The organism is Streptomyces sp. S.PB5, from assembly GCF_030403745.1.
GTDB lineage: Bacteria > Actinomycetota > Actinomycetes > Streptomycetales > Streptomycetaceae > Streptomyces.
On record NZ_JAQMWP010000038.1, the window covers coordinates 1 to 11,521 of the forward strand.

At 66.5% G+C, this 11,521-nt stretch carries 11 protein-coding genes; 8 read left to right on the plus strand and 3 right to left on the minus strand.

Annotated elements, in window-relative coordinates; all coding sequences use genetic code 11:
- Positions 1–204: 204 nt before the first annotated feature.
- Entirely contained in the window at positions 205–465 is a 261-nt protein-coding gene (locus tag PH203_RS47815; protein WP_289929063.1) for a hypothetical protein, read from the minus strand.
- A gap of 457 nt (positions 466–922) precedes the next feature.
- On the opposite strand from PH203_RS47815, the gene PH203_RS47820 reads away from it, so the two are divergent.
- The 8 genes from PH203_RS47820 (at position 923) to PH203_RS47855 (ending at position 9,868) form a co-directional block, all read left to right on the plus strand.
- Positions 923–1,591: a ParB/RepB/Spo0J family partition protein gene (locus PH203_RS47820; protein ID WP_289929064.1), complete on the plus strand. Its 669-nt coding sequence runs from the start codon at positions 923–925 to the stop codon at positions 1,589–1,591.
- The gene (locus PH203_RS47825) at positions 1,588–3,027 is read left to right on the plus strand and encodes a ParB N-terminal domain-containing protein (RefSeq protein WP_289929065.1); all 1,440 of its coding nucleotides are present in this window, start codon (positions 1,588–1,590) and stop codon (positions 3,025–3,027) included. The genes PH203_RS47820 and PH203_RS47825 overlap by 4 nt, the downstream gene beginning before the upstream one ends.
- A gap of 5 nt (positions 3,028–3,032) precedes the next feature.
- Complete coding sequence (locus PH203_RS47830) at positions 3,033–3,560, plus strand: hypothetical protein (protein WP_289929066.1); 528 nt, start codon at positions 3,033–3,035, stop codon at positions 3,558–3,560.
- Between the two features lie 651 nt (positions 3,561–4,211).
- Positions 4,212–4,808, plus strand: coding sequence for a hypothetical protein (locus PH203_RS47835; RefSeq protein ID WP_289929067.1), 597 nt, complete (start codon positions 4,212–4,214; stop codon positions 4,806–4,808).
- Between the two features lie 316 nt (positions 4,809–5,124).
- Entirely contained in the window at positions 5,125–5,616 is a 492-nt protein-coding gene (locus tag PH203_RS47840) for an isochorismatase family cysteine hydrolase (protein ID WP_289929068.1), read from the plus strand.
- Positions 5,617–5,815: 199 nt separating this feature from the next.
- The gene (locus PH203_RS47845; RefSeq protein ID WP_289929069.1) at positions 5,816–6,367 is read left to right on the plus strand and encodes a hypothetical protein; all 552 of its coding nucleotides are present in this window, start codon (positions 5,816–5,818) and stop codon (positions 6,365–6,367) included.
- Complete coding sequence (locus tag PH203_RS47850) at positions 6,354–7,892, plus strand: terminase family protein (RefSeq protein ID WP_289929070.1); 1,539 nt, start codon at positions 6,354–6,356, stop codon at positions 7,890–7,892. Before PH203_RS47845 ends, PH203_RS47850 begins: the two co-directional genes overlap by 14 nt.
- Before the next feature lie 200 nt (positions 7,893–8,092).
- The gene (locus PH203_RS47855; RefSeq protein WP_289929072.1) at positions 8,093–9,868 is read left to right on the plus strand and encodes a hypothetical protein; all 1,776 of its coding nucleotides are present in this window, start codon (positions 8,093–8,095) and stop codon (positions 9,866–9,868) included.
- Positions 9,869–10,341: 473 nt separating this feature from the next.
- Here PH203_RS47855 and PH203_RS47860 read toward each other — a convergent pair whose 3' ends face one another.
- Together PH203_RS47860 and PH203_RS47865 are read right to left on the minus strand one after the other, a co-directional pair.
- Positions 10,342–10,899: a hypothetical protein gene (locus PH203_RS47860; RefSeq protein ID WP_289929074.1), complete on the minus strand. Its 558-nt coding sequence runs from the start codon at positions 10,897–10,899 to the stop codon at positions 10,342–10,344.
- Between the two features lie 63 nt (positions 10,900–10,962).
- Positions 10,963–11,496, minus strand: coding sequence for a VUT family protein (locus PH203_RS47865; RefSeq protein ID WP_289929076.1), 534 nt, complete (start codon positions 11,494–11,496; stop codon positions 10,963–10,965).
- Positions 11,497–11,521: the final 25 nt, after the last annotated feature.

Consider the following 11,521-nt stretch of genomic DNA (forward strand, 5'->3'; position numbering starts at 1 on the left):
GGTGGCCGTTCAACTATGCGGGCACCATCCCGATGCCGGAGCAAACCCCCGGATCAGGTCGAACCCGTACACCACTTCCCTGGACGCAACCGCCCTCTATAAGGGTCGGTCTTGGCCCGCCTTGGAGTCACGCCCTGCCCTTGAGGACTGCGCGCCCCGGCTGCGGGCGGCCGGGCGCCGGCCGCCCGCAGCCGAATCAGGCGGCTACTGCTGCCAGGGGCCGAAACCCCAACTGGCCAGTCCGGTCACGATAGATACACCCGTCGCAACCAGCGGCGAGACGTACACCGAGAGCAGCGTGCGTCCGCCGAGTTCGACGTGCAGGCCGTGGCCGAACTGGATCTGCAGCCCGCGGCGCGGGACCGGCGCCGCGGGCTCCCGGGCCGCTTCCGCGCCCCGGTCGGCGGGGGTGGGGCCGATGGAGGGTGACTGGCCACCGTCGCGTGTGCCATGGTTGGAGCTCATGTCTGTTCCCTTCGCTGGGTGTAGCCGCCGCTTCGCTGGCCTAGGAACCTGAAGACGGCGGCGTGACGCAGGTCTCCCCGGGGGCGAGGAGACACAAAAGGGCCCCACCGTGCACGGCACGGTGGGGCCCACTTTGATGTCGGAGACGCTACCGAACGTAAGCCGGGCAGGACAAGCCGATCATGCAGAACTGTGGATCTACGGCCGCCCTGCTTCAAGGTTCTGTCGGATTATCAGGTCCTGCAGATCGCAATGCGACAGGAAGCGATCAAGGCCCCCCACCCGTACGCGTCCTCGGCGGCCTCCGCTACGAGCAGCGTGCCTTGGCACAGAGCTGCGTGCTTCGCAGCGAGATCCATACGTCCTCCCCGGCTCAGCGTCATCGCCCCGCGATCAGTTTGGCAGGGCGTCGCGGGCGATCACCTAGGCTCGATGGTGGGCGTGGGGCTGGAGACCCGTGTCCTCTGCCGCCTCCCGCATACCGGCCTCGCTCGCGGAGCTCGCCGTTCCGGTCGACGAACTGGCCCCGTATCACCGCAATCCGCGCGCTGGTGATCTCGACTCCATCGCCGAATCCCTGGCCGTCAATGGCCAGTACCGGCCGATCGTCGTCAACCGCGGAACCCAGACAGGGCGCCCCAACGAGATCCTCGCTGGCAACCACACCTTCAAGGCAGCCAAGCAGCTCGGCTGGGACACCATCGCCGTGACCTGGCTCGACGTAGACGACGACGCCGCAGCGAAGATTGTCATCGTCGACAACCGCACCAGCGATCTCGCCGGGTACGACACGGTGCTCCTCGCGGACATCCTCACCGATCTCCCCGACCTCCAGGGCACCGGCTACGACCAAGAGCAGCTCGACCAACTCCTGGACGAGACCGCACTCCCGGCCCCCATCGAGCTCCCGACCGATGGGGCAGACACCGGGACCGCGGCGACGGTGGACTACCTGCAGTGGGGGTACATGCAGTGGTCATCGACCCGTGTACGGATCACGCAGGCCGAAGTCGAGTTGCTCGACGCGCTGTACAAGCAGTTCGTCGGCGACCACGACTCCGACCTCGGGTTCGGCTGGCACGTCCTCAACGAGGAGCACCGTGCCGAAGAGGGAGCGGTCGCATGAACCCGCTCGACGTTCGCTTCGACCCCGCCTACCCGCTGTCCAAGCTGCGGCCCGCGGACTACAACCCGCGCCGCCTGTCCGAGGAGTCGTTCGTCCGGCTGCAGGGCTCGCTACGCCGCCACGGCGTGGTGAAGCCCGTGATCCTGAATGCCGACGGGACGCTGGTCGCGGGCCACCAGAGGACCAAGGGCTTGAAGGCGATCGGCGAGACGACGACGCCGGCGATGATCTTGCCGCAGAAAGTGCGACTGCAGGACGAGATCAAGTTCAACCTCCTGCACAACCGGGTCGAGACCGAGTCGTCCGTCGTGTACGCGGAGCCGGGGCCGATCGGCCAGTGGTGCTGGATTCCGTGGCAGACCATCGAAGTTGAGGAGTCGAAGAACCTACCCTTCCAGCAGGCGATCGGGTTCATGACCGCCGCCCACGGGCCGTGGGGGTCGGTGGTCATCGACGACCAGGGCCGCATCGTGCTGAACGCCGAGTACGCGGCCGTCGCCAAGGCCCAACGCTTCGACATCCTCGCTTGGACCTGCGCCTCCTTCGATGCTGGCCAGCTCGTTGAGGACCTCACCGGCGAGTACGGCGTCTACGACTGGACCGGCCTCGAAGAGCAGGCACCGGTGTGGAACCAGCACATCGTGCAGCCCAACCGGCTGCGAGAGCACTCCTCGAAGGCCAAGGCGGACAAGGTCCGCTACAAGTCCGAAGTGTGGGAGCGCCTTGTCCTGCCGTGGCTGACCACCTCCCATCGGGTGGTGGACTTCGGCGCCGGGCACGGAGACTACGCCCGGCACCTCCGCGGCAAGGGCTACAAGATCCACGACTACGAGCCCTATCGCACCTTGAGGGGCAAGTACGCCGTCGACATCCGCACGATCGTCGGCCAGATCCGCACGATCGAACGCGAGTTGAGGCAGAACGGCCTCTACGAGGTGGTGGTCCTCGACTCGGTCATCAACGCCACCACATCCCTCGACTACCAGCACTGGGTGCTCACCACCGTCAACGCGCTCTGCGCAGCGGACGGGCAAGTCTGCATCGGCACACGCAACTTGGAGCGGGAGCTGGCGTACGAGAACTCCGAGCACTCCATCAGCCGTGACTCCACCCGCCTGTCCTTCCTCGACAGCGAGAACGTCGACATGCGGTTTGTGCGCGGCAAATGGCAGCGGATCCGCTACCACACGCCCGAGTCCCTCCTCGGTCTGCTGTCTCGCTACTTCGAGGACGTACAGATCAGCGACACCACCAGGGCCACCGTCAAGGCCGTCTGCAAGCGCCCCCGAGTCCTACCGATCGAGGAATACCGTCAGGCATTCTCGGAGGAATTCAATATGCCCTACCCTAACGAATTCCGACACAACAAGCACGGCGGAATTCTGGACATTTTGATAGAATTGATCGAGGATAGGAATTCCAAGTTGGAGGGGTAGAGGAAATGCATTTGAAGGCGGACTCAGAAAGAGTCCGCATAGATATCGAAGCCAGGGCCAGCTACCGCATCATGTGGCTGGCGGGCATCCGTGAACTCGACCTGACACAGCACTGTCTGAAGACGTTCGGGGAATCTGACCGACCACACATCAACACCCATCAACGCCGGCAGACACTTCACCTACCTGCGGCAAACCCGCCAGTCGCCTGGTACCTGTGTGCGCTACCGATCCCCTGGGACTGGTCCCGCAACGCGCACTTGGCGTTCGAGCATACGCCCGGCGAGACCTGGGAGGGCAACGCCCTCGTTCCTGGCCTCGGAGTTCGACTGGCCAACGCTCGCCCCATCCTCGGTTGGGGCGAGCACTCTGTTCCCCTCGACGCAGACAAGAGGAACTCCCGGCTGTACCGGACCTGCAGGAACTGGCAGTTCGCCTGGTGGCTGCGCCTCAACCGCGACGTACCAGACGCGCCACCGCTGCCCGGAGGTGATGCAGACGAGAACGGCCCGGAGCAACTGACGTTCGCCTGACCGTCCGCACGGTGGACCCGATGGCCAGCCCTCGTGGACCGCCTACCGAGTCCACCGTGCGGTTCTCCGTCTCCGGCAGGGCCAGTGGAGGCAGGGCCTGCGGTCTGTGAAGGATGCGGGGTGCTCCGGGACCCTCGCATATCCCTGACCTGCCAATGTCACCGGGCCTTGGTGAAGGAGGCCCAGCGCCGGTCGGGGAGGTTATCGCCGAGATCCTCGAGGGCGATCCGGACAGCCAGCGTTCCGTGAGGGCGAGGTCTTCCGCTGTCCGGATATGGACTGTGGGTGCGAGCTGACCGTGACGAATGCGGCTCCGCCGACGTGTACGGTGCAGCAAAGCCCGACGTCCTGCTGCGGCAAGACCATGGTCAAGCAGACCGAGTAGGTGTCCGGCAGGGGCAGCGGGCCACTACGATTCTAGGCAGCCCGCCCCGGTGGCCTCCCCCGTACCACCGGGGCGTGGTTCGCCCTGAACCATGCTGTGCCGTGGTCAGGAGCGCCTGTCGCGCCGTGGGGGTTATCCGGCTTCGTCGCGCAGGCGGGTCGGGTCCAGGACGGTGATGCGGCCCCGGGCCAGGCGGAGCAGGCCGCGGTCGGCGCGGGGTAGGGGGCCGCGACATCCGCTGAGTAGGGCGCGGCCAAGATGGAGCCATGTCTGATGCGTGGATCACTGCAGCCTTTGGCGTGTTCGGCACTCTGGCAGGAGGAGGGCTCACCGGCTTCGTCGGCGCCCGCCAAGCCAGGCGTCAACAGGAGGTCCACGAGCGAACGCAGGTCCGGGCCTTGGGAGCCGAGCATCACCGGTGGAGGCTGGAGCGTCGACGGGACGCCTACGTGGCCTATCTCGTCGCGGCCAACGAAGCTCGTCGTACGTTCGTCAGCCTGCGGGGTGCACTGCTGGTCGAGCCATATGAGGAAGCCTCCGTTCGGGCTGCGGTGGAGGCGTTCCCGCAGGCCGTCCAGGGGATACGGCCCGTCGGCATGATCGTCGCTCTGGAAGGGCCAGCCAGCGTGGCCGACGCTGCGAGAGACTTCACACGGATCTTCGTACAGCTGTGGGAGTACGTGCAACCGTCCTTGATCAATGCCGGCGCCGCAGCTCGCCAGGACTTCTTGCAGAGGGCTGGCGAGGCCCTCACTGAACTGACTGAAGCCGAAAGGAAGTTCATCGCCGCAGCACAGCCCGTCCTGGAAAACGGAGGGGCAGGAGCGATGCCGGACACCTCAGCACCCTCTGTGACAGCGTAGGGCGAAGCTCGACCTCGCCTCGCGACGCTTCCGGCGGGAGTGGCTTCTCCGCCACCCCCGCCGCACCGCCCCTGTACAGCCGGTAAGTTGGCCCCTCACGTCGTCATCGTGTTGGTGCTGAGGATCGGGGAGCCATGCTGCCGGAGATCGACGTGAAGCAGCATGAATGGCGGATCGCAGACCGGGAGTACGCCCGGCAGGAGGAACGTCGGGGCCGCCGGTTCGCGTTCACGCACCTTGACCCAGCCCGCACCGCCTTGGCGGTGATCGACATGGTGCCTTCTTCGTCTCGCAGAACCCGTACTGCCGAGGCATCGTGCCGAACATCAGCCGTCTCGCGGACAGCCTTCGAGCAGCGGGCGGCACGGTCGCCTGGGTCCTGCCGGCGGTGGGTGAGCGTACGGCGGTGGGCGACGAGTTCTTCGGCCCGGAGATCGCCGAACTCTTCCGCACCTCTGGTGGCACCGGGCCTCTGGCTGACCGTCTCTGGCAAGACTTCCTGGTCCACCGCGACGACTTGTTGGTGGAGAAGTCCGCGCCCAGCGCGTTCTTCCCCGGCCGCTGCCGCCTTCCTGAGCTGTTGGAGCAGCGCGACGTGGAAACGGTCCTGATCACAGGCACTGTCACCAACGTGTGCTGCGAGTCGTCGGCCCGTGATGCCAGCACCCTCGGCTTTCGGGTCATCATGGTGGCCGACGCGAACGCGGCAGGTCGCGATCAGGATCACAACGCCACGCTGCACACCGTCTACAGAACGTTCGGCGACGTGCGTCCCACCCTGGATGTGCTCGACTTGATCAAGGGGTGAGAGCCCCTGGAAGGTCTGCTGTCGTCCACCGCTGGGGCGGCGTGCGACTGGGAAGTGCCCTTTGGAGCGCCACCGCCGCTCGTGTCGCTGCGGGTGTCCCTGTGTCCCGGATCGTGATTTTGTGAACGCGCAGGTCACCACGGTTCGCGGCTGAGTCAGGGATCATGGACTATAGGCGCGGGGCCCAGGGAGTTGTGTCATGGGCCGCCCCAACCGCGCCACCCGGGCTGCCATCACCCAGCGCCGCGCTGACGCGATCGACCTCAAGCTCGCCGGCGTCGACTGGCTGACCATCGGCCGCAAACTGGCCGCCGACCCGGCCATCAACTCTGACGGTGTCGCATACCCGCAGGGCTACGGCATCGACAAGTACAAACGCGGGCTGGAACCTCCCACCGACAAACGGCTGATCGAGCTCGCCTGCAAGGACGTCTCCAAGGCCCTCGTCGAGCGCACCACCGCCTTGGACACCAACGCCGATGAGCTGCGGCAGCTCATGGTGGAGCGACTCGAGCGACTCTTCTTCGGCGTCTACCGCGCCGCGATCCGTAACGGCGACTACCAGGCCGTTGACCGGGCGGTACGGATCATCGAGCGCAGCAGCCGCCTCCTCGGCCTGGACCGACCTGCCCGCACCGAACTGTCCGGCCCGGACGGCAGCGCGGTCCAGGTGGAGACGGCAGGCCTGGACGAACTGGAACGGCTGATCACCCTTGCCGGGGGCGATTCGGGCAAGGATGGCAAGGGCTGACGAGGCCGCGGTCCTCCAGCTCTACCGGTCGCTTCCCGCGCCGCGACGCCGTGAGATTGCCGCAGCCTCAACCCCTGAACTGCGTGGCCGGCTTGTGCGGATCGAGCGCGAACTGGCGATGGACCGTTCGCCGGGTGCGATGGCCTCGGTGCTCACCGACGGCCGGGAGATGCAGGCCCCCCACCTGGGGCTGATCGACGCTGCCTTTGAGCAGGTCGCGGCTGGGAAGCCGACTCGGCTGCTGCTGACCATGCCACCCCGGCACGGCAAGAGCCGCAGGGCCGCGAGATGGGCACCGCTCTGGTATCTGCGGCGGCGCCCGGAGCACCGGGTGATGATCGCCTCCTACTCCTCCGACCTCGCAGACGATCACGGTCGGTGGATCAGGGACGCGATCCTCACGTACGGTCCGCAGCTCGGCGTCAGCCTGCGCCCCGGCTCCAGCGCGGCGAATCGTTTCGACCTGGCCGGCACCGAGGGCGGCGCGGTCATGGCCGGTGTCGGCGGCGGGCTCACAGGCAAGGGTGCCCACCTGGCCGTGGTGGACGACCCGATCAAGGACGCTCAGGAGGCGTCCTCGCCCACGATGCGCAAGCGCCTGTGGGAGTGGTGGCAGGCCGTCCTCCTGACCCGCATCGAGCCGGGCGGCTCGGTGATCCTGATTCAAACGCGCTGGGACGAAGATGACCTCGCCGGCCGTGTCCTGGCAGATGAGGGCGACCGGTGGACGGTCATTGACCTCCCAGCTCTCGCTCTGTCCGAGGACGACGCGCTCAACCGTGCGATCGGTGCACCTCTGTGGCCTGAGCGGTATGACACCGAAGCACTCACCGAGATCCGCCGCTCGGTCGGCGAGCGGGTGTGGTGGTCGCTGTACATGCAGCAGCCGCGACCGCAGGACGGCGGGGTGTGGCAGTGGCCCTGGATAACCAACAACCGCGTCAGTGCCGCACAGTTCCGCGGCATCGACCTCACTCGGATCGTCGTCGCCGTGGACCCTGCCGGTGGCGAGTCCGCCGTCGGTGACGAGACCGGCATCGTCGCTGCCGCCCGTGACCGTGACGGGCACTTGTACGTCCTCGACGACCGCTCTGGCAACCGGGGCGCCGACGCGTGGGGCCGCGAGACCTGCCTCCTCGCCGTCGAACTCCGTGCTGACGCCATCGTCATCGAGTCCAACTACGGCGGGGACATGAGCCGCCAGATCCTCAACCAGGCCTGGGAGGAACTCGAGCGTGAACAGCGCACCGAGAACATGCTCATGCCCGCCGTCCTGTCCGTCACGGCCAAGCACGGCAAGCGTCTGCGGGCTGAGCCGATCGCTCAACTCTACGAGCAGGGCCGTGTTCACCATGTCGGCGAGTGGCCGAAGCTGGAACAGCAGATGGTGACCTGGGTTGCTGGTATGGACAGCCCTGACCGGATGGACGCGGCCGTGCATGCGTTGACGCAGCTCGCAGACCCGGCCGAGAGCGCGGTGATGACCTCGGCCTACCAGGACGGTCGTCTGTCCGGACGGCGCTGAGCAGTAACGTGTGGCGTCACCTTGTTCGTCATGCGCATGGGGACTGTGGTGCAATTCCACCTTCCTCATGGGCGCCACGGTGCTGGCGCCGCAATCCGTGTGCCCGTCCAGTGACCCGCTTTCGGACCGGGCGTCGATCTTGGCGGCGTTCGCTCACCTACCCTGAAGGTGGCGCGGGGCCGACGTTACGGACCTGTCCTGTGGGCCTGCGCAGCTTCCTCACCGACGCCTGGTCGTGGCTGAACTACAAGCCCGTCATGGCCGGCACGCACGATGGGCGCCCTCACCGCGCCCTCGCCCCTGAGCTGGGGGCCAGTTGGCTCCCGGATGACGCGGTACGTCGCCTGGCCGCGTACAAGCTCCTGGCGGCTTACGACTCGAATCAGGCCGGTGAACTCGCCGCCCTGGCCGGGAACGAATCAGCGGCCGAGCGCCGCGAGTTCGGGGAGCCCTCGGCCTTCGTCGACACCGCGCTGGCTCACATGCTCGGCAAGAATCAGCAGATCATTGTGCCTGGCGCTGAGCATGCCAGCGATGACGATCCTGCACCTGAAGCAATCGCGGCGGCGGAAGTGCAGCAGCGTCTACGCGACTGGGCGGAAGCGGAGTTGCTTCCCTTGCGGATGCAGGCCGCGGAGCGCAAGGCGGTGCTGCTTGGCGACGGTATCTACCTACTGGCGTGGGATCCCTCGAAGAATCGGGTGCGCCTGAAGACGTACGATCCCGGCTTCTACTTTCCTGTCCTTGAGGACGACGCTGACCCCGGCGATTTCCCGACCAGAGTGCACCTGGCCTGGGAGACCCCCGAGGACCCGAAGCGAGGCGTCAAGGCAAAGCTGCGCAGGATCACCTATGAGTTGGGGCCGATCATCTCGCCCACTCGCAGCGTCACCGCTCCGGGCGGATGGGATGGGCGGGAGCCTGACGAAGACGGCGCGGAAGATCTCCTGCCCGGCCGCGGCAACATGTCTCTGCTGGAGACTGGCGTGATCGAGCGGATCTATCCATGGGCGCCGGACAGACCATCTGCCGTCACCTGCTACCTGACGGATGCCGAGTGGCTGCTGGAGGATCTGCGACACGGACAGTCCCTGGATGACCTGCCACTGGACAGGGCCACGTTCCGTACACGCGCCGACGGAGCGACCCTGCACAAGCTGGACCTGCAGATCGACTTCCTGCCGATCGTCCACATCAGCAACAGCGTCGCCGACGGTGAGCACTTCGGTCAGTCCTCACTGGCCAAGGTCATGCAGGTCCTGGACGAGCTCGCAGAGACAGACACAGACTCCGCGAAGGCCTCCGCGACAACCGGGGCACCAATCATCGGTCTGGCCGGCGCTCGGGCGGAAGTCGATCGCGTCACTGGACGGCCGAGGCCTCTGGCCGTTCAGCCCGGCACCGTGTTCCAGCTCAGCGATGGGGGCCGGATGGATGTGCTGGACACGTCGGGGCAACTCGCTGAGCTTCGGGCCCGAACTGAGGAAGTTCGGGACCGGGCAGCGGTCAACGCCCGTCTTCCCGCAGTGAGCCTGGGCACCGTGGATCCGTCCGATGTTCCGAGCGGCTATGCCCTGCAACTCTCCTTGGGGCCTTTGGACTCACTCGTCGACTCGATGCGGCTGGCGCGTGCCCACAAGTACGTGCTGCTCCTCAAGCTCGTCCAACGGCTCCATCAAGCTGGGCAGGCTGAGGGATGGCCGGTGGGCGAGACCCTGGCCGCGCAACTGGTCTTCGGCCCGCATACCCCGACCGACAGGACGGGGATCCTGGACGAGGTCGTCAAGGGTGTGACGGCCAACGTGCTCTCGCTGGAGACCGGGGTCCGGATGCTTCAGGACGCCGGATATCCGATCGAGGACGCGCGTGAAGAGGTTCGTCGTATCCAGGATCGCGCGGCACCCCGCGAGGTCCAGACCCACGCTGTGGTGCCGAACTCGCACGCCACGCACCCCATGCGTGAGGCGACACCCTAGGAGGCGCGGCTGGCTCAAGAACACGGGTGGGTTAGCCGAGGAGTTGAGCGGTCAAGGCGGGAGCATGGCCGCCGACGATCACCACAGTGATGCAGGCTTACCCGAGGGCACTGCGCTGGAAGAGTGCGGCTGAGCCCGGAAGCTGCTGCGTACCGTGATCGCCGCTCACAGCACTTGATAGACACGGAGAGTGGGAGCCCGGCTGGCGACCAGTTGCGAACCGACCGTCGCCTGCTGCTGGCCAAGCGACACAGCCTCAATTACGAGGTCGGGAGCGGGTGCGCCAGATCCTCATCGAGTTCCCCTCTACGTTGGCGGCCCTGCACGCAAAGGGCCGACGAGCACGCCTGAGAATCGATGTACCCGGACAAGCGCAGGACGACCTGCTCACGGAAGCCAACTGGCCGACGCCCGGGGCCTTCCCGCACAGCGTTCAGTCCGGGCTTCCGATGCACGAGACGGACGTGGCGGTGTCAGCGTTGCCCTGAGAGGGTGTAGTGCTTCGCCGTCTTCACCGACTGGATCTCCAGGGTGAAGTCCTTGCCGGTGGGGCTGTCGATGTAGGTCTCCTGCTCGGCATCGGACTGGTCGGGCTCGGAGTTGACGTCCGGGTCCCGCTTCGTCTGCGTGATCTCGTACTGGGCCGGGGCCTTGCTATTCGGCTGTACTCCGGTGATGGTCACGGATGCGGAGTGCGGTTTCACGTCCTTGCCGCCGCGCATCACCTTGAACGTGATCGTGTAGTCCTTGGCGTCGTCGGAGTCGTTGTACGCCGTCACTGAGACATGGGGCGTGTAGGTGCGGTCACCGAAATTCGGGATGTTCGACGATGCTTTGTCGACTGCTCGGTAGGCGATGTCGATGCGGCCGCCGTCGACGGGGACCGTCGTCTGCTCGGCGTAGGTGAGAGAGCGGTCCCAGGTGCTGGTGGAGTGGTTCTGGGACACCATCCACCAGCCACCCGAGGCCAGTGCGGCGGCGCACACCGCGCCGACGCTGACGATCAGCTTCTTGTTCTGCAGATTACCCACGGTTCCCCCATGATCCTTTGATCAAAGGGTAACGAACCGCCCAGAGTTGTCGATCTTGCAGCCCTATGCGCGAGGCAGGGGTTCTGCGGCGGCGAGCTTGCGGCGGCGCAGGAAGGCGAGGACCGCGACGGCCCCGAGCGTCATCCACGCCTTTCCGAGGATCTGGCCTGGCAGGTAGTCGAAGGAGCCGAAGGCCATCCTGAGGAAGATCAGGCTGTCGGCGATCAGGCCTACCGCGTTCGAGGCGAGCATGGCGACAAGGAGCCCTCGTGTGCGGAGCGGCTCGTAAACGGCGAAGTCCATCAGTTCGGCGACGGCGAACGCAGCGGCCGACGCGAAGGCCAGGGCCGGGTCGGCGAGGAAGTAGGAGACGACGGTGCCGACGGCGATCGCGGCGAGGATTGCCTTGCGGCCCGCGGCCTCACGGGCGAGGTCGCGGAGCACGAGGGCCAGGCCGACCATGTAGACGCCTGCTGGCGCGTCATAGCCGAAGCCGACGGGCAGGGCCCCGATGTGCGTGACGGCCAGGTTGGCAGCCGGGATGGTGGCGATGTAGGCGACGAGCGTGGCTATACCGGTTGGAGCGGGGACCTTCACGATCTTCTTTCTGTCTTGGTGTGGC

What these genes read in the sequence shown, in the direction of transcription:
- PH203_RS47815 (WP_289929063.1), bottom strand. Translation starts at nt 465, where the DNA reads ATGAGCTCCAACCATGGCACACGCGACGGTGGCCAGTCACCCTCCATC.
- PH203_RS47825 (WP_289929065.1), top strand. Translation starts at nt 1,588, where the DNA reads ATGAACCCGCTCGACGTTCGCTTCGACCCCGCCTACCCGCTGTCCAAG.
- PH203_RS47830 (WP_289929066.1), top strand. Translation starts at nt 3,033, where the DNA reads ATGCATTTGAAGGCGGACTCAGAAAGAGTCCGCATAGATATCGAAGCC.
- PH203_RS47835 (WP_289929067.1), top strand. Translation starts at nt 4,212, where the DNA reads ATGTCTGATGCGTGGATCACTGCAGCCTTTGGCGTGTTCGGCACTCTG.
- PH203_RS47845 (WP_289929069.1), top strand. Translation starts at nt 5,816, where the DNA reads ATGGGCCGCCCCAACCGCGCCACCCGGGCTGCCATCACCCAGCGCCGC.
- PH203_RS47850 (WP_289929070.1), top strand. Translation starts at nt 6,354, where the DNA reads ATGGCAAGGGCTGACGAGGCCGCGGTCCTCCAGCTCTACCGGTCGCTT.